The sequence below is a fragment of the Gordonia sp. C13 genome (assembly GCF_023218005.1).
Taxonomy (GTDB): Bacteria; Actinomycetota; Actinomycetes; order Mycobacteriales; family Mycobacteriaceae; genus Gordonia; species Gordonia namibiensis.
This window is the reverse complement of sequence record NZ_JALPSY010000001.1, coordinates 455,939-474,126: the sequence shown is the minus strand read 5'-3', so window position 1 is coordinate 474,126 and position 18,188 is coordinate 455,939. Positions and strand designations below refer to the sequence as shown.

The window sequence follows — 18,188 nt, the reverse complement described above, 5'->3', positions numbered from 1 at the left end:
TCACGCACACTGGGTGTTGTGACTCACGACACGGGATCAGACGGTTCGAAACTCGCGGCGATCGTGCTGGCCGGCGGACGGTCGCGGCGCATGGGGAGCGACAAGGCGGCACTGGACTGGGACGGGGAGCCGATGCTCGCCCGGGTCGTCCGGGTCGTGGCGCAACGGTGCGATCCGGTGCTCGTCGTGGCCGGTGAGACGTCGGCGGCTTTCCGCGGCATCGACGACATCCGCGACCGCGCGGCGCCCGGCATCGACCGGTCCAAGGTGCACTGGGTGACCGACGAACAGGAGGGGGCCGGCCCGTTGGGCGGGCTGGTCGCGGGACTGGCAAAGGCTGCGGCCGACGGCGCCGACCTCGCTTTCGTGTGCGCCACCGACATGCCGCTGATCGCGCCCGAACTCATCGACGAACTCCGGCTGGGACTCACCGACTCCGCCCAGGCGGTGATCGCCCGTGACGCGCAGCGCGACCATCCGATGGCGGGGATCTACCGGACCGATGCCGGGCCGGTGATCGCCGATCTGGTGGCCGGCGGTGAGCGCCGGATGCTCGGTGCGATCGAGGCGCTCAACACCTACCGCGTGGGCGTGTCCGACGCCGACTGGCTGGTGAACGTGAACGCGCCCGAGGATCTGCACCGGCTGCGGGTGACGACGACGGGCTGATCACAGCGACGGGCTGATCACAGCGACGGGCTGATCGAAGGCGACGGGCTGATCGACGAGGTCAGTCGCCGGTGGGTGCCGGCGACCCGGCCGTGGAGTATCGGGCGACGGCGGTGCGGACGGCCTCGTCGACCACTTCTGCGACGCGTTCGGCTCCGACCTCCCAGCCCGGCACCAGGAGCGTCGGCCAGAACACGTAGTTGGAGATCATCCCCAGGAACTGGGTGGCGGCGAGCTCCACATCGTCTATCCGCACCGTGCCCGCCTCGTGCTCGGCCAGGAGGTATGCGCGCACGGATTCGAAGTAGGGCATCTTCCCGCGTGCGAACTGAGCGTCGGCCAGTTCTGGGAACCGGGGCAGTTCGGCGATGACGATCCGGAACAGGTCGGTCATCCGGGGACGGCACAGCAGTGCGGCGTAGCGGTGACCGAGGACGCTCAACCCGTGGGCGACGTCGCCTGCCGGGAGAGCGGTCTCCTCGTCGTCGATCGACCACGACTCGGTGATCATGGCATCGAAAAGCGCTGCCTTGCTGGGGAATTGCTTGAACAGGGTCGCCCGCGACACGCCGGAGTGTTCGGCGATCCGCGCCAGCGATGTCCGGTCATAGCCGAGTTGCAGGAAGAGGGCCGTCGCGGCCTCCAGGATCACCGAGCGCTTCTCCTGCGCGATGCGCTGATGGTAGGTCGACACGCCTCTGCTCACGGCCCTGAGCATACGAGGTGAGTGGCTTGACTCACCATCTGATACGACCTAGCGTGAGTGGTGAGTCGATCGGCTCACCACTGACCCCGATCATCATCCGATGTTCCCGGTCGCCCATCTCGCCACCGGAGGAACACCTCATGCACCGCTTCGACAACCAGACCGTGCTCGTGACCGGGGGAACCGGTGGACAGGGGTCGAGCCATGTCCGCGCCTTCCACGCGGAGGGGGCGAACGTCATCATCGGGGGCACCGACGCCGGGCGCGGTACCGCCATCGCCGACGAGCTCGGGTCTCGCGCTCGCTTCATCCGGCTCGACGTCACAGACGAGAACTCGTGGTCGTCGGCGGTTGCAACCGCCGAGGAAGCCTTCGGGGCCGTGGACGTGCTCGTGAACAGTCATCGTCAACATCGCGTCGACGATGAGTATGGGTGGCACCGCGTTGTACGCGCCCTATGTTGCCAGCAAGTGGGCCGTACGAGGTCTGACCCGGACGGCGGCTCTCGAACTGGGCCGCGACCACATTCGCGTCAACACCATCCACCCCGGCGTGATCGCGACCCCGTTCATCAACGAACCCGCGGTCGGCGCCACGGCGGCGATCGCCGATTTCTACTCGCCCGAGCCGTTCGCCGTTCCCCGGCTCGGCGAGCCGGCTGACGTGACCCGGCTCCTGCTGTTCCTCCCGTCGGCGGAGGCGTCGTTCATCACCGGGGCGGACTACGTGATCGACGGCGGGCTCCTCCTCGGTCCGGCACTTGCGGCCGAGACCGCGTGAACGGTGCACGAGTGAGGACCGGGGCGAGGTCTCACCCGGCGGAAACATAGAATGGCGGCCGTGACATCACTCGACCCGACATCTGCGCTGCCCGAGAACGAGTTGCCGAAATCCTGGGACCCCGCCCAGCACGAGGCCACGCTCTACCAGGGCTGGGTTGACGCCGGCTACTTCACCGCCGACGCGACGAGTGACAAGCCCCCGTTCTCGATCGTGATCCCGCCGCCCAACGTCAACGGGTCGCTGCACATGGGTCACGCCTACGAGCACGTCCTCATGGACGCGCTGTCGCGTCGTCGTCGCATGCAGGGCTACGAGGTGCTGTGGCTGCCCGGCATGGACCATGCCGCGATCGCCATGCAGACGATGGTCGAGCGCAAACTGGCCGCCGAGGGCAAGACCCGCGACGACCTCGGCCGCGAGGCCTTCATCGAGCGCGTCTGGGCCGAGAAGGCCGAGATCGGCGGCAACATCGGTGAACAGATGCGCCGACTCGGCGACAGCGTCGACTGGTCGCGCGAACGCTTCACGATGGACGAGGGTCTGTCGCGTGCGGTGCACACCGTCTTCAAGAAGATGTTCGACGACGGGCTGATCTACCAGGCCGAGCGCCTGGTCAACTGGTCGCCGGTCCTCAAGACCGCGGTCAGCGACATCGAGGTCAGCTACGCCGACGTCGAGGGTGAACTCGTCAGCTTCCGCTACGGCTCGCTCGACGACTCCGAACCCCACATCGTGGTCGCCACGACGCGTCTGGAGACCATGCTCGGCGACACCGCGATCGCCGTGCACCCCGACGACGAGCGATACAAGCACCTGATCGGCACCGAACTGCCGCACCCGTTCCTGGACCGGAACATCCCGATCGTCGCCGACGACTACGTCGACCCCGAATTCGGCAGCGGCGCGGTCAAGATCACCCCGGCGCACGACCCCAACGACTTCGCGCTCGGCCAGCGGCACAACCTGCCGATGCCGACGATCATGGATGAGTCGGCCCGGATCGCCGACACCGGAACGCAATTCGACGGCATGGACCGCTTCGAGGCGCGGGTCAAGGTCCGCGAGGCGCTCGCGGAGCAGGGTCGCATCGTCAAGGAGGTGCGTCCGTACCTGCACAGCGTCGGACACTCCGAGCGCACCGGTGAGCCGATCGAACCGCGCCTGTCGATGCAGTGGTGGGTCGACGTCTCGTCGCTGGCGAAGTCCGCCGGCGACGCCGTCCGCGACGGGTCGACCGTGATCCACCCGAAGTCGATGGAGCCGCGCTGGTTCGGCTGGGTCGACGACATGCACGACTGGTGCATCTCGCGTCAGCTGTGGTGGGGCCATCGCATCCCGATCTGGTACGGCCCCGACGGCGAGGTCGTCTGCGTCGGCCCCGACGAGCAGGCGCCGGAGGGTTACGTCCAGGAGACCGACGTCCTCGACACCTGGTTCTCCTCGGGCCTGTGGCCGTTCTCCACCATGGGGTGGCCCGACCAGACCGATGATCTCGAGAAGTTCTATCCCACTTCGGTTCTCGTCACCGGCTACGACATCCTGTTCTTCTGGGTGGCGCGGATGATGATGTTCGGCACCTACGTCGGCAAGGACCTGGGCCCGGGCAACGAGATCCCGTTCCACAACCTGTTCCTCCACGGCCTGGTCCGTGACGAGCACGGCCGCAAGATGTCGAAGTCGAAGGGCAACGGCATCGACCCGCTCGACTGGGTCGAGCGCTTCGGCGCCGACGCACTGCGCTTCACCCTGGCGCGCGGTGCCAACCCGGGCGCCGACATCTCGGTGGGCGAGGACCACGCCCAGTCGTCGCGCAACTTCGCGACCAAGCTGTACAACGCGACGAAGTTCGCGATGATGAACGGCGCCAAGGTCGCCGAGCTGCCCGACGCGGAGGCGATGACCGACGCCGACCGCTGGATTCTCGGACGCCTCGACGAGGTGCTTGCCGAGGTCGACGCCGGGTTCGAGTCCTTCGAGTTCTCCAAGGCCTGCGAATCGCTGTACCACTTCGCCTGGGACGAGGTGTGCGACTGGTACCTCGAGCTCGCCAAGGTTCAGTTCGCCGAGAACGACGAGAAGCGTTCGGAGACAACGTCCGTTGTGCTGGGCGCGGTCCTCGAGCCGTTGCTGCGCGCGCTGTCGCCGGTGATGCCGTTCGTCACCGAGGTGCTGTGGAAGACGCTCACCGGCGGCGAGTCGCTGGTCATCGCCGAGTGGCCGAAGCCGTCCGGGCGCGACTGGTCGACCGACTCGGCGGCCCGTGTCGCCGACCTGCAGCGCCTCATCACCGAGGTGCGCCGCTTCCGCAGCGACCAGGGGCTGCGTCCCGGTCAGCGCGTGGCCGCACAGTTCGACGGGCTGGGGGAGTCGGGCCTCGAGCCGCTGCTGCCCTACGTCCAGTCGCTGGCGCGTCTGGACGCCGCCGGACCCGGCTTCGGGGCGACCGCGACCATCGAGGTCCGCCTGTCCGTCGCGACTGTCACCGTCGCCATCGACACCTCCGGGACCGTCGACGTCGAAGCCGAGCGCAAGCGTCTCACCAAGGACCTGGCGGTCGCCGAGAAGGAACTGGCGACCACCTCGGCCAAGCTCGGCAACGAGCAGTTCCTGTCCAAGGCGCCCGACCATGTGGTCAGCAAGATCCGCGACCGCCAGCGGATCGCGACCGAAGAGGTCGAGCGGCTCAACGCGAAGCTCGCGAGTCTGGCCGGCGGCGCGTGAGCGACGAGACCGGCTTCCCCGAAGAGGATCCCGCCGTCGTCGGCGAGGACCCGCTGGGATTGTCGGAGCTGCTCGACGCGGAGGAACGGGCGGCGGACGCCGAGACCGACCGCCCGCCGCTCACCGTCCACGACAGCGCCGACGATCTCGCCGAACTCGCCGATGTCGAGGCCGAACTCGACACCCGGTGGCCCGAGACCAGGATCGAACCGTCGCTGACGCGCATCGCGGCGCTGATGGACCTACTCGGCTCGCCGCAGCACAGCTACCCGGCGATCCACATCGCGGGCACCAACGGCAAGACGTCGGTGACGCGGATGATCGACGCGCTGATGACCGCGCTGCACCGGCGCACCGGGCGCATCACGAGCCCGCACCTGCAGCGGGTCACCGAGCGGATCTCGGTGGACGGCAAGCCGATCCGCGCGCGGACCTACATCGACACCTACCGCGAGCTCGAGCCGTACATCACCATGGTCGACGACAGTTCGACCGCGGCCGGCGGCCCGCGCATGAGCAAGTTCGAGGTGCTGACGGCGATGGCCTATGCGGTCTTCGCCGAGGCCCCGGTCGACGTCGCGGTGGTCGAGACGGGCATGGGCGGCCGCTGGGACGCCACCAACGTCATCGACGGCATCGTCTCGGTCATCACGCCGATCGCCATGGACCACGCCGACTACCTCGGTGACACGCTCACCGCCATCGCGGGGGAGAAGGCGGGCATCATCAAGGCCGGCGAACCCGATGCCCTCGGCGCCGTCGACCCGGTCACGATCATCGCCGAGCAGACCCCCGAGGTGATGGACGTGCTGCTGCGCGCCGCCGTCGAGGCCGGCACGGTCGTCGCCCGTCAGGGTTCGGAGTTCGCCGTCCTCGACTCGGCCACCGCCGTCGGCGGCCAGATGCTCACGATCCAGGGGCTCGGCGGCGTCTACGACGAGGTGTTCCTGCCCCTGCACGGAGCACACCAGGCCGCCAACGCATCCCTGGCGCTCGCCGCGGTCGAGGCCTTCTTCGGTGCCGGCCAGGACCGTCAGCTCGACATTGACGCGATCCGGAGCGGGTTCGCCACCGTCGGCAACCCCGGCCGGCTCGAGCGGTTGCGCAGCGCACCGACGGTCTTCGCCGACGCCGCGCACAATCCGCACGGCGCGAACGCCCTGGCGCAGGCGCTGGCCGAGGAGTTCGACTTCCGCCGGCTGATCGGCGTCGTCGGCGTGCTCGGCGACAAGGACGCGCGAGGCCTGCTCGAGGCCCTGGAACCCGTCCTCGACGCGGTCGTCGTCACCAACAACGGCTCGCCGCGCGCCCTCGACGCCGAGACGCTCGCGGAGTACGCACAGGAGGTGTTCGGCGAGGAACGCGTCGTCGTGAAGCCGTTCCTGCCCGACGCCGTCGAAGAGGCCATCGCCCTCGCGGAGGAAGCCGAGGGCCAACGAGTCTCGGGTGCGGGCGTCGTGATCACCGGCTCGGTCGTGACCGCCGGTGCCGCGCGCACCCTGTTCGGTAAGGAACCGTCATGACCCGGTACACCCCACCAACCAACGACCCGTGGAAGGGCCTGCGCGGGGTGATGGCGGGGACGATGATCCTCGAGGTCATCGTCGTCATCCTGGCGTTCCCGATCGTCTGGCGTCTCGGCGGCGGACTGACCTGGGTGTCCGGCGGATACCTGATCCTGCTCGTGCTCGCGATGATCGCCGCCGCCGGGATGCAGGGTCGTCCGTACGCGCTCAAGCTCGATCTCGCACTCCAGGTGGCGGTAATCGTCGGTGGTGTCTTCCACTGGTCGATCGCTGTGGTAGGTGTGGTCTTCGGGTCGGTCTGGCTCTACATCGTCTACATCAAGCGGGATGTGGAGAAGCGCGTCGAACTGGGCATGCTCCCCGGGCAGGAACCGATCGACTGACATCGCCTCTCACCTGGGTGGTCAACACTGTCCCCACGGCGGTTTGGTGGTCGCAAGACCTGTGGCCGGACCGTTATCGGCGAAGCCGGGCGGACTGTGGGAGTTGCTGCAAGAATGGCGCAAGCCGTGGGGGAGCGGACTGGTTCCCGCGTGGCTTTCTTTTCATCGCGACTCGCAATCGCGGCGACATCCAACGTGAGGACGTACGTGCAGTTCCTGTTTTCCCGGACCCCCGCCGGTATCGATCGCCCCCGCACCTCCGCCCGTCTCGGCCGTACGGCCGGAACGGCGCTGCTCGGGGCGGCCGCGTTCGCTCTGAGCGCTCCCGCCGTCGCCTCGGCGGAGCCCGCCCCCGAGCAGACGCCCCCGGCGCTCGAGGCGTTCGCGGTACCCGAGGCAGGAGCGCCGGTCCCCGTCTCGCAGGGTGAGTTCAGCTACGTCGCGACCCACGACATCACCAAGCGCGCAGCCGGGATGAAGGCGCCCGAGGCAATCGCGACCATGCCGGTGCCCGCCCAGTACCGTCCGGCGAATCTCGCTCTGGCGCAACAGTTCGACCTCGCTCTCACCGGTGCGCTCGCCTCTCCCGGTGGATGCCTGCAGATCGTCGTCGACCCGCAGGCGCGCTCCGGCAGCCTGTTCAACTACGGGTTCTTCCCCGTGGCCGGTGAGTACTGCTCCTGACCGTCGGAATCCTCCGGTCGGTCGATAAGGTGTCAGTCGTGACTGAACGCACTCTCGTACTCATCAAGCCGGACGGCGTCGAACGCTCGCTCGTCGGCGACATCATCAGCCGTATCGAGCGCAAGGGGCTCACCCTCGTCGCTCTCGAACTCAAGACCGCCAGCGACGAGGTGGCCCGCGGCCACTACGCCGAACACGCGGACAAGCCCTTCTTCGGCTCACTGCTGGAGTTCATCACCTCCGGCCCGCTGGTCGCGGCCGTCCTGGAGGGCCCGCGCGCCATCGCGGCCTTCCGTCAGATCGCCGGCGGCACCGATCCCGTGGAGAAGGCGGTGCCCGGCACCATCCGCGGCGATTTCGCCCTGAACACGCAGTACAACCTGGTCCACGGCTCGGACTCGCCGGAATCGGCCGAGCGTGAGATCGGCATCTGGTTCCCCGAACTCGCAGGCTGACCGGGGTCACCTCGGTCCGGCTCGGTTCGACGCGCGTGTCAAACGCGCATACTTTGCGGTCATCCGACCCCCATGTGGGATACTTGCAGGGTTATCGCCGACACACTTTGTCGACGATGGCCGGATGACGCGCCTTGGTTCGGCGCGTCGCGGTGCGGCAACCTCGCACCGCGACGCCCACAACCACAGCTGACCCCGCCGAGGTTCGTGCTGCTGCCAGCAGCCGGACACTCAGGCTTCGCCCTGTGCCCGGTGTCGTGGAAGGCGCCCGGGATGCGGTCATCGACACAGCAAGAGCGTTCTCTGCTGAACCGACACGGCTCAGCGTGATGACGCGCAGACCACACAACACCGGCCATACGTGGACCGGGACACAGAGCAGACCCTCGCGTGGCCGCGTCAGCCCGACGCGCCCGGGGGTTCGAGGAGACTGAGTGACCGACAACGGGTCACCGGCTGACGCGAACGCAGCGCCAGAACCGGTGGAAGAATTTCCCAGCAAACTTCGTGTGCACGCACTGGCCCGCTTCCTGGGCTTGACGAGTCGGCAGGTGCTCGCGCACCTGGCCACTCTCGGGGTGCAGACGCGTAGTCCCCAATCGAGCGTCGACCGTGAGGTGGCGCAGGCCGTGGCCGAACGGGTTCGGGCGAACGTCGAGGCCGACGAGCCCGGCGTGACTCCGTCCACTCCAGAGGGAGCCGCCACCGAGGCCGCCGCCGCTGAGCCGACCACCGGGGAACCGGCTGTCGAGGAACCCGCCGCTGAGGCGGAGGCACCGCGGGCGGAGGCACCGGAGGCGGAGACACCGCAGGCCGATGAGCCGCCGAGCCTGTTCTCGGCCGCTTCGACGCGGTACGACGAGCCGGTCGCGGCACCCGCCGCCGAGTCCGAGGCGTCCTACGGCACCCAGCCGTTGTTCCTGCAGCCGCAGGCCCCGGCCGAGAAGCCGAAGACCGCACGCCCGGCCAAGCAGGCCGAGAAGCCGGCGAAGGCCGACGACTCCGGCGCCAAGCCTCAGGAGGCCAAGGCCCCGGAGACGAAGACCCCCGAGCCGAAGACCCCCGCATCGAAGACCGCCGAGGAGAAGGCTCCCGAAACGGAGACCGCCGACTCGGATGACACCGACGAGTCCGCAGACCACTCCGACAGCTCCGACAACGACGATTCGGGTTCGGGTCGCAGCCGTCGTCGGCGCCGCGGACGTCGTGGCCGTGGCCGCGGTCGCGGTGACCAGGGCGGTGACGGCGAGTCGGGCGACGCCTCGGACGAGGACGATTCCGACGAGAACGGCGACAAGGCCGAGAGCAAGTCCCCCGACGATTCCTCGACCGAATCCGTCGACGCGGCGACCACGGACGAGACTTCTGATGAGTCGAAGTCGGACGAGTCGAAGTCGGACGAATCCAAGGCGGACGAATCCAAGTCGGATGAGTCGAAGGCGGACGAGTCGACCTCTCGCCGTCGGCGCCGCCGCCGGTCGGGCTCGGACACCTCGGAGGAGGCCAACGGCAAGGACTCCGCTGCCGACGATTCGTCGAAGGGCGAGTCGAAGGACGGCGACTCCGGTGACGACGACTCGGACGACAACGACGGCGATGACTCCGGGGACGATTCGGCTGAGGGGTCCTCGACCCGCCGCCGGCGTCGTCGCCGGCGCCGCAAGGGCGGGGGAGACTCCGACGAGGGCTCGCCGGATGATCCGCCGAACACCGTCGTCCACGAGCGTGAACCCCGCAGCAAGCGGGCGCGCGACGAGGTGCAGGGCATCTCCGGTTCGACGCGACTCGAGGCCAAGCGCCAGCGCCGTCGCGACGGCCGTGACGCCGGTCGCCGGCGTCCGCCGATCCTGACCGAGTCGGAGTTCCTGGCCCGTCGCGAGGCGGTGGACCGCGTGATGGTGGTGCGCGAGCGCAGTGCCAACACCAGCATCACCGACGGTGACGGTCACGATCATGCCGCGGTGGAGGACTACACCCAGGTCGCGGTGCTCGAGGACGGTGTCCTCGTCGAACACTTCGTCACCACGGCGACGTCGTCGTCGATGGTCGGCAACATCTACCTCGGACGCGTGCAGAACGTGCTGCCCGGCATGGAGGCGGCCTTCGTCGACATCGGCCGCGGGCGCAACGGTGTGCTGTACGCCGGCGAGGTCAACTGGGACGCCGCCGGACTCGACGGCGGTTCCCGCAAGATCGAGCAGGCGCTCAAGCCAGGCGACCACGTGCTCGTCCAGGTCAGCAAGGATCCGGTGGGGCACAAGGGTGCCCGCCTGACCACGCAGATCTCGCTGGCCGGCCGGTACCTCGTCTACGTGCCCGGCGGCTCGTCGACCGGAATCAGCCGCAAGCTGCCCGACGTCGAGCGCAAGCGTCTCAAGCAGATCCTGTCGAAGCTGGTCCCCGAGGACGCCGGCGTGATCATCCGCACCGCCTCCGAGGGTGTGAGCGCCGAGGAGCTCGGAGCCGACATCGCCCGCCTCGAGGCGAAGTGGAAGTCGATCGAGGAGTCGGTCGAGAGCGCCAAGAAGTCCGGTTCCGGTGCGCCGAAGGCGCTCTACGAGGAGCCCGACCTGCTGGTCCGCGTGGTCCGCGACCTTTTCAACGAGGACTTCAAGAAGCTCGTCGTCGAGGGCGACAAGGCGTGGAACCTCGTGGAGGGCTACGTCAGCTCGGTAGCCCCCGATCTCATGGAGCGGGTGGAGAAGTTCAGCAAGCCGCATGCGGACGCCCCGGACTCGTTCGTGGTCCACCGCATCGACGAGCAGCTGGCGAAGGCGCTCGACCGCAAGGTCTGGTTGCCCTCCGGCGGCACGCTGATCATCGAACACACCGAGGCGATGACGGTCGTCGACGTCAACACCGGCAAGTTCACCGGGTCGGGCGGAAATCTCGAGGAGACGGTCACCCGAAACAACCTCGAGGCGGCCGAGGAGATCGTGCGGCAGATGCGTCTGCGCGACATCGGCGGCATGATCATCGTCGACTTCATCGACATGGTCCTCGAGTCGAACCGTGACCTGGTGCTGCGTCGCCTCACCGAGGCGCTGGCCCGGGACCGCACCCGTCATCAGGTGTCGGAGGTGACCTCGCTCGGCCTGGTCCAGATGACGCGTAAGCGTCTCGGAACAGGTCTGCTCGAGGCGTTCTCGACCCCCTGCACCTCGTGTGGCGGTCGCGGCCTGATCGTGCACGCCAACCCGGTGGAGGTGCGCGGCGGCGACGATTCGGCGAAGTCGGACGGCGCGGGTTCCAAGCGTTCGCGCCGCGGCAAGAAGAAGTCGGAGGCCCCCGCCGAGGCGGCGGCACCCAAGACCGCACCGCCGGCGGCCCCGCCGCACAAGCCCGCTGCCGAGCACCCGCTGTTCCGGGCGATGGCCGCACATCACCACGACGGTGAGCATCCTGAGGGTGCGCATCCTGAGGGCGAGCACCACGAGGGTGAGCACGTCGAGGTCGAGCAGGCGGTCGCGAATGCCGCCGGGACCCCGGTGACGACGGAGTCGCCGGAGGCGGGGCCGGAGAAGGCGCAGACGCCGGAACCGGTCACGAAGGCCGAGAAGCACGCGAAGACGGAAGAACCCGCGAAGGCCGAAGAGCCGGAGCAGGCCCCGGAGCCCGCGAAGGCCCAGGAACCGGCCGCGTCGACCGACGGCCAGGTACCTGCGGCGAAGCGTCGCCGCCGGGTGGTCCGGCGTCCGGCGCAGACGACGACCGCACCGGAGAACGTGGTGATGACGGCCGTCGACGCGGCTCCGGAGGCGCCGAAGACGACCTTCGGTCCGGTCTCCACCGGAGAGTCGGTGGTCGCAGTACGTCGGCGCCCGCGGAAGCGGACGGCGGGCAGGCCCGCCGGACCGCCGCCGGCCGACAGCTGAGGTCCGAGGTGAGGGACCGGCGGGGCGAGTTTGACCCGGCCACCGCCGTTCCCGTAACCTTGGAAAGTCGCCTCCCGCGGAGGGTCTGCGCTGTTCTGTGCCACGTGCACCGGAACCGGCACAAATCCCGTGGCAGGCCCTCTGGTGTGAATCGCAACCACTCCCGGTCAACTGACTGGGTGGATTGCGGCCCGCACCGGCACGCACTACACGAACGCCTTCGAATGCGCCTCGGCGCTGACGAAGGGCCCGACCAGACGATTAAGAGGAAGAACTTCGATGGCAACGTACGCGATCGTCAAGACCGGCGGCAAGCAGTACAAGGTCGCTGAGGGCGACACTGTCAAGGTCGAGAAGATCGACGAGAAGGTCGGCTCCACGGTGAGCCTGCCGGTCGCGTTGGTCGTCGACGGCTCGACCCTGACCACCGACGCCGACCAGCTGGCCAAGATCTCGGTCACCGGCGAGGTCGTGGAGCACGTCAAGGGCCCCAAGATCCGCATCCACAAGTTCAAGAACAAGACCGGCTACCACAAGCGCCAGGGTCACCGTCAGAAGCTGACGGTCCTGAAGGTCACCGGCATCAAGTAGTTCGACAAGCTTCGCGAAGACCTCAGGAGGACTGACACATGGCACATAAGAAGGGCGCATCCAGCTCCCGCAACGGTCGCGATTCCAATGCCCAGCGACTCGGTGTGAAGCGCTTCGGTGGCCAGCAGGTGAGCGCAGGAGAGATCCTCGTTCGTCAGCGCGGCACCAAGTTCCACCCCGGCGTGAACGTCGGTCGCGGTGGCGACGACACCCTGTTCGCGCTCGCCGCAGGCGCGGTGGAGTTCGGCAGCAAGCGTGGCCGCAAGACGGTCAACATCGTCCCGGAAACCGCTCAGGTCTGACCCGAGTACTCCGGCACGACAAGCCTTTTCGCAGGGCGGGCAGGGTCATCACGTACCCGGCCCGCCCTGTTCTTTTTTGACGGAAGAAGGATTCGATGTCACGGTTCGTCGACCGCGTGACCATTCACGTCGCGGCGGGCAACGGTGGCCACGGCTGCGCGTCGGTTCACCGGGAGAAGTTCAAGCCTCTCGGCGGCCCGGACGGCGGCAACGGCGGTAACGGCGGGTCGGTGCGACTCGTCGTCGACCCGCAGGTGCACACTCTGCTCGACTTCCACTTCCGTCCGCATGCCAAGGCGAGCAACGGCAAGCCCGGCGCCGGGGACAACCGCGACGGCGCCATGGGCGAGGACCTCGTCCTCAAGGTGCCCGACGGCACGGTCGTCCTCGACGAGAACGGCACGATCCTCGCCGACCTCGTCGGCACCGGTACGACCTTCGAGGCCGCACAGGGCGGTCGCGGTGGTCTCGGCAACGCGTCGCTCGCGTCGAAGGCCCGCAAGGCTCCCGGTTTCGCCCTCCTGGGTGAGGAGGGCCAGCAGCGTTCCCTCGTCCTCGAGCTGAAGTCGGTGGCCGACGTCGGCCTCGTCGGCTTCCCGTCGGCGGGCAAGTCGTCGTTGGTGTCGGTGCTGTCAGCGGCCAAGCCGAAGATCGCCGACTACCCGTTCACCACTCTCGTGCCGAACCTCGGTGTGGTGCAGACCGCCGGTGACGTGTTCACCATCGCCGACGTGCCGGGTCTGATCCCGGGCGCCTCGACCGGTCGTGGTCTCGGACTGGAGTTCCTGCGACACCTCGAGCGGTGTGCCGTCCTCGCGCACGTCGTCGACTGCGCGACCCTCGAGCCCGGCCGCGATCCCGTGTCCGACATCGACGCCCTCGAAGCCGAACTGGCCGCGTACAAGCCGGCACTCGACGCCGACCACGGTCTCGGTGACCTGGCGGAGCGACCGCGTGTGGTCATCCTCAACAAGGTGGACGTCCCCGACGCCGCCGAACTCGCCGATCTCGTGGAACCCGAACTGGCCGAACGCGGTTGGCCGGTGTTCCGGATCTCCGCGGTGGCCCACGAAGGTCTGCGCGAACTGACCTTCGCGCTGGCGAAGATGGTCCGCGAGTACCGGGAAGCGCAGCCGGAGAAGACACCTCGCCGGGCGATCATCCGCCCGAAGGCGGTCGACGACACCGGTTTCACCATCGTCCGCGACCCCGAGATCGAGGGCGGCTTCATCGTCTACGGCACGCGCCCGGAGCGCTGGATCGCCCAGACGCAGTTCGACAACGACGAGGCCGTCGGCTACCTGGCCGACCGCCTCAACCGCCTCGGCGTCGAAGACGAACTGGTGAAGATGGGTGCCGAGCCCGGCGCCCCGGTCACCATCGGTGCGGTCACCTTCGACTGGGAGCCGAGCACGCCCATGGGCGACGACGTCCCGGTCACCGGACGCGGTACCGACATCCGACTCGACCGCAACGACCGCGTGGGCGCCCACGAACGCAAGCAGGCCCGCCGGTTGCGGCGCGGACTGCCCGTCGAGGACGGAGAGCAGGACCAGTCGTGACCGCGGAGGCCGGCATCGAGGTGCGGGGCGTGCGGGAACAGATCGCGCACGCGCGCAGCATTGTGGTGAAGATCGGCTCGTCGGCGCTGACCGACCTGGCCGAGGGGCTCGACCGCGACCGGCTCGACGCCCTGGCGGACGCCCTCGAGGCGCGGATGCGCGCCGGTTCCGACGTCATCGTCGTGTCGTCGGGTGCGATCGGCGCGGGCATCGCCCCGCTCGGTCTCAAGAAGCGTCCGAAGGATCTGGCCACCAAACAGGCCGCGGCCAGCGTCGGTCAGCTCGCCCTGGCGCACGCCTGGGGCACGTCCTTCGCCCGCTACGGCCGCACCGTCGGGCAGGTCCTGCTGACTGCCGACGACATCTCGAACCGCTCGCATCACGCCAACGCCCAACGCACCCTTGATCGTCTGCGGTCGCTCGGCGCGGTCGCCGTGGTCAACGAGAACGACACGGTCGCGACCAACGAGATCCGGTTCGGCGACAACGATCGGCTCGCCGCACTCGTCGCCCATCTCAGCGGCGCCGACGCCCTCGTGCTCCTCTCCGACGTCGACGGCCTGTACGACGGCGACCCCCGCAAGGTGGGCGTGGACGGTCGGCGTGCCCGTCTGATCCCCGAGGTGAACGGACCCGAGGACCTCGACGGCGTCATCGCCGGGTCCGGGGGAGCGCTCGGCACCGGCGGGATGGCGTCGAAGCTCGCCGCAGCGCGTCTGTCCGCCGACGCCGGTGTCCCGGTTCTGCTCGCCGCCGCGTCATCTGCGGCGCAGGCGCTGGCCGACGCCTCGGTGGGCACGGTGTTCGCCGCCCGCGAGGAGCGATTGTCCGCACGTCGCTTCTGGGTGCGTCATGCCGCCGACGCGCGGGGCAGGATCGTCCTCGACGACGGCGCGGTGGCCGCCGTATCCCGCAGGCGCCGTTCACTTCTCGCTGCCGGCGTGGTCGGCGTTGAAGGCCGGTTCTTCGACGGTGACGTCGTCGAACTGGTGGACCAGCGGGGCGTCGTGAAGGCGCGTGGGGTCGCCGCCTACGAGTCCGACGACGTCACCTCGATGATCGGTCGCCACACCGAAGAGCTCCCGCCCGAACTGCAGCGGCCCGTCGTGCACGCCGACGATCTGGTCGTCTTCTCGCGCTGAGCGCTGCTTCCCGAGGACTAACCGGCCGCGAGCGCCGGCAGTACCACCCCGGCCCGATGGTCGATCTTGAGGGACGCCAGCTCGTCGGCGCGGGTGTGTCCGCGGTTGACGATGATCAACGGTTTACCGGCACGATGGGCCCGTCGTGCGAACCGCAGGCCCGACATGACGGTCAGCGATGACCCGACCACGAGCAGGGCATCGGCCTCATCGACCGCCGAGAAGGATTGTTCGACAAGCGGTTTCGGAACCGTCTCGCCGAAGTAGACGATGTCGGGTTTGAGGATGCCACCGCAGTGCGGGCAGTCGATCATCCGGAACTCCGAGGTGTCGGAGAGCATCGCGTCGGCGTCGGGTGCCACCTCGATGGCCCCACGCCCGACCACGCGTTCGGCGAAACCGGCGTTGATCTCCTCGAGTTGTTGGGCGAGACGGTGTCGAGAGATCCGCCAGTCACACCTCAGGCAGCGCACGCGGCCATAGCAGCCGTGCAGCTCCAGGACGCCTCGTGTCCCGGCCTTGGTGTGGAGCATGTCGACGTTCTGCGTGATCACCGTGGACACCCGGCCCTGAGCCTGCAGCTCGGTCAGAGCGAGATGCGCGGGGTTGGGGAGGGCGGCGTCCATGTGGCGCCAGCCGAGGTGATTGCGCGCCCAGTAGTGCCGGCGGAACTCGGGGGAGGACAGGAACATCTCGAGGGTCATCGGCGTGCGCGGCGGCGACCCCGGGCTGCGGTAGTCGGGGATACCGGAGTCGGTGGAGATGCCGGCACCGGTCAGGACCGCGACCCGGCGTCCGGCCAGGATGTCGGCGGCGAGATCGATGCGTTCGGCGACGTCATCGTCGAGCGGCGTGTGTTCGGCCGGGGTCTGGCCGAGCTGGAGACGAGTGCGCACCCTGCCCAGGATAGGCAGGGTGCGCACTCGTTGACTTCTGTGCAGGTCGAGGAGTCAGGAGACGGCGGTCTCCTCGACGGCGTCCTCGGCATGCTTACCGGTCGGCTGCGGCACGGCGACCAACGGGTACACGCCGTTCTCGTCGTGGACCTCGGTGCCGACCACCGGCGGATTGAATACGCACAGCATGCGCATCTGGGTGTCGGCGGTGACCGTGTGGCGCTCGTGGCCGTTCAGCAGGTACATCGTGCCGGGGGCCAGCGGGTGGGTCTCGCCGGTCTCGCGGTTGAGCAGGGTGCCGGTGCCCTCGACGAGCCAGACGGCCTCGATGTGGTTGGCGTAGTGGAACTCGTTCACGCTGCCGGCTTCGATGGTGGTCTCGTGGAACGAGAACCCCACACCGTCGCCGCCGAGGACGATTCGCTTGGAACGCCAGTGGCCGTCGGCCACGTCGCGCTCGGTACCGGTGATCTCTTCGGTGGTTCGGACGATCATCCGATCACCTCCTTGACTGCGTCGGAAAGGATGGACAGGCCGCGGTCGAGGTCCTCGCGCGAGATGGTCAGCGGCGGGAGCAGCTTGACGACCTCGTCGGACGGACCCGACGTCTCGGCCAGCAACCCGGCACCGAAGGCCTGCGCACAGACCTTGCCGGCTGCCGTGTGGTCCTCGAACACGAGGCCGCGAACCATGCCGCGACCGCGGGTCGAGATGCCTTCGTAGCGATTGCAGAGGTCGGAGAAGACCTCGTGGATGCGCTCACCCTTCGCGTGGATGTCGCGGCTCAGGGTGTCGTCGGACCAGTAGGTCTCGATCGCCTTGGCGGCGGTGACGAAGGCGGGGTTGTTGCCGCGGAAGGTTCCGTTGTGCTCGCCGGGGGTCCAGACGTCGAGCTCGGGCTTGAACAGGGTCAGCGCGAACGGCAGACCGTAGCCGCTGATCGACTTGGACAGGGTGACGATGTCGGGCTTGATGCCGGCTTCCTCGAACGAGAAGAACTCGCCGGTGCGGCCGCAGCCCATCTGGACGTCGTCGACGATGAGCAGGATGTCGCGGCGCTTGCACAGGTCGGCCAGCGCACGCAGCCACTCGGCGCGGGCGACGTTGACGCCGCCCTCACCCTGCACGGTCTCGACGATCACCGCGGCGGGGCGGTTCAGGCCACTACCCGAGTCGTCCAGGACGCGTTCGAACCAGGCGAAGTCCTCCATGACGCCGCCGAAGTAGTTGTCGAACGGCATCGGGGTCGCATGGACCAGCGGGATTCCGGCACCCGCGCGCTTCATGGAGTTACCGGTCACCGACAGCGAGCCCAGCGTCATGCCGTGGAAGGCGTTGGTGAAGCTGATGATCGACTCGCGACCGGTCACCTTGCGGGCCAGCTTGAGTGCAGCCTCGACGGCGTTGGTGCCCGTCGGCCCGGGGAACTGGATCTTGTAGTCGAGTCCGCGGGGCTCGAGAATGTGCTGGTTGAACTTCTCGATGAAGTTGCCCTTGGCGACGGTGGCCATGTCGAGGCCGTGGGTGATGCCGTCGGAGGCGATGTAGTCGATCAGCGCCTTCTTGAGCTCGTCGTTGTTGTGGCCGTAGTTCAGCGAACCGGCACCGGCGAAGAAGTCAAGGTACTTCCGACCGTCCTGGTCGGTGATGTAGGACCCCTTGGCGGTGGTGAAGACCGCCGGCCAGTTGCGGCAGTAGCTGCGCACCTCGGACTCGTGGGTGGTGAACACCGAGTCGTCGTAGGTTTTGTCGAGTACAGGAGTGGTGTCGAGAAGTTGCATGACCTGCTTCCTTCTTCTTGGTATAACCGCGTCACGTCTGTGTGAGCGCAGGAGTTCCGGTGCGGTTCGACGACCGGGAGTACCCAGAACTCGAGAATTTATGCCGAATTTC

The 18,188-nt window shown here is 68.3% G+C and carries 15 protein-coding genes and 1 pseudogene; 12 read left to right on the top strand and 4 right to left on the bottom strand.

Translation table 11 applies throughout. From position 1 onward, the window contains the following. The first annotated feature begins 18 nt into the window (after window positions 1-18). Complete coding sequence (mobA, locus tag M1L58_RS02230) at window positions 19-669, top strand: molybdenum cofactor guanylyltransferase (protein ID WP_248657650.1); 651 nt, start codon at window positions 19-21, stop codon at window positions 667-669. Window positions 670-730: 61 nt separating this feature from the next. Here mobA and M1L58_RS02225 read toward each other — a convergent pair whose 3' ends face one another. Next, window positions 731-1,375 carry a TetR/AcrR family transcriptional regulator gene (locus tag M1L58_RS02225; protein ID WP_248657649.1) on the bottom strand — a complete coding sequence of 215 codons (645 nt, stop codon included), beginning with the start codon at window positions 1,373-1,375 and terminating at the stop codon, window positions 731-733. Between the two features lie 140 nt (window positions 1,376-1,515). Between M1L58_RS02225 and M1L58_RS23440 the strand changes: the two are divergent. From M1L58_RS23440 to proB, 11 genes and pseudogenes are all read left to right on the top strand, one after another. Then, window positions 1,516-2,155, top strand: a pseudogene (locus M1L58_RS23440) (SDR family oxidoreductase). A gap of 51 nt (window positions 2,156-2,206) precedes the next feature. Continuing rightward, a complete protein-coding gene (locus M1L58_RS02215; RefSeq protein WP_248657648.1) occupies window positions 2,207-4,879 on the top strand; it encodes a valine--tRNA ligase in 2,673 nt (890 codons plus the stop codon). Beyond that, window positions 4,876-6,402, top strand: a complete 1,527-nt coding sequence (gene folC / locus M1L58_RS02210) for a bifunctional tetrahydrofolate synthase/dihydrofolate synthase (protein WP_248657647.1) — start codon at window positions 4,876-4,878, stop codon at window positions 6,400-6,402. Before M1L58_RS02215 ends, folC begins: the two co-directional genes overlap by 4 nt. Next, the gene (locus M1L58_RS02205; RefSeq protein WP_248657646.1) at window positions 6,399-6,788 is read left to right on the top strand and encodes a DUF4233 domain-containing protein; all 390 of its coding nucleotides are present in this window, start codon (window positions 6,399-6,401) and stop codon (window positions 6,786-6,788) included. The genes folC and M1L58_RS02205 overlap by 4 nt, the downstream gene beginning before the upstream one ends. 207 nt (window positions 6,789-6,995) lie before the next feature. Beyond that, complete coding sequence (locus tag M1L58_RS02200; protein WP_006866786.1) at window positions 6,996-7,472, top strand: hypothetical protein; 477 nt, start codon at window positions 6,996-6,998, stop codon at window positions 7,470-7,472. A gap of 38 nt (window positions 7,473-7,510) precedes the next feature. Then, entirely contained in the window at window positions 7,511-7,927 is a 417-nt protein-coding gene (gene ndk / locus M1L58_RS02195) for a nucleoside-diphosphate kinase (RefSeq protein WP_154881878.1), read from the top strand. Window positions 7,928-8,361: 434 nt separating this feature from the next. Continuing rightward, the gene (locus M1L58_RS02190; protein ID WP_248657645.1) at window positions 8,362-11,802 is read left to right on the top strand and encodes a translation initiation factor IF-2 N-terminal domain-containing protein; all 3,441 of its coding nucleotides are present in this window, start codon (window positions 8,362-8,364) and stop codon (window positions 11,800-11,802) included. Between the two features lie 279 nt (window positions 11,803-12,081). Next, a complete protein-coding gene (gene rplU / locus M1L58_RS02185) occupies window positions 12,082-12,393 on the top strand; it encodes a 50S ribosomal protein L21 (RefSeq protein WP_006866789.1) in 312 nt (103 codons plus the stop codon). Window positions 12,394-12,431: 38 nt separating this feature from the next. Further along, window positions 12,432-12,695 carry a 50S ribosomal protein L27 gene (gene rpmA, locus M1L58_RS02180; RefSeq protein ID WP_005198946.1) on the top strand — a complete coding sequence of 88 codons (264 nt, stop codon included), beginning with the start codon at window positions 12,432-12,434 and terminating at the stop codon, window positions 12,693-12,695. Between the two features lie 95 nt (window positions 12,696-12,790). Next, complete coding sequence (gene obgE, locus M1L58_RS02175; protein ID WP_248657644.1) at window positions 12,791-14,257, top strand: GTPase ObgE; 1,467 nt, start codon at window positions 12,791-12,793, stop codon at window positions 14,255-14,257. Then, window positions 14,254-15,399: a glutamate 5-kinase gene (gene proB / locus M1L58_RS02170; protein ID WP_248657643.1), complete on the top strand. Its 1,146-nt coding sequence runs from the start codon at window positions 14,254-14,256 to the stop codon at window positions 15,397-15,399. The genes obgE and proB overlap by 4 nt, the downstream gene beginning before the upstream one ends. Window positions 15,400-15,416: 17 nt before the next feature. On the opposite strand, the gene M1L58_RS02165 is transcribed toward proB, so the two are convergent. Genes M1L58_RS02165 through ectB form a run of 3 tightly spaced genes read right to left on the bottom strand, consistent with a single transcriptional unit; the run spans window position 15,417 to window position 18,076 of the window. Further along, window positions 15,417-16,295, bottom strand: coding sequence for an NAD-dependent protein deacetylase (locus tag M1L58_RS02165; protein WP_248657642.1), 879 nt, complete (start codon window positions 16,293-16,295; stop codon window positions 15,417-15,419). Window positions 16,296-16,349: 54 nt separating this feature from the next. Then, on the bottom strand, window positions 16,350-16,790 hold the full coding sequence (locus M1L58_RS02160) for an ectoine synthase (protein WP_006866795.1): 441 nt from the start codon (window positions 16,788-16,790) through the stop codon (window positions 16,350-16,352). Next, the gene (ectB, locus tag M1L58_RS02155) at window positions 16,787-18,076 is read right to left on the bottom strand and encodes a diaminobutyrate--2-oxoglutarate transaminase (protein ID WP_006866796.1); all 1,290 of its coding nucleotides are present in this window, start codon (window positions 18,074-18,076) and stop codon (window positions 16,787-16,789) included. The genes M1L58_RS02160 and ectB overlap by 4 nt, the downstream gene beginning before the upstream one ends. Window positions 18,077-18,188: the final 112 nt, after the last annotated feature.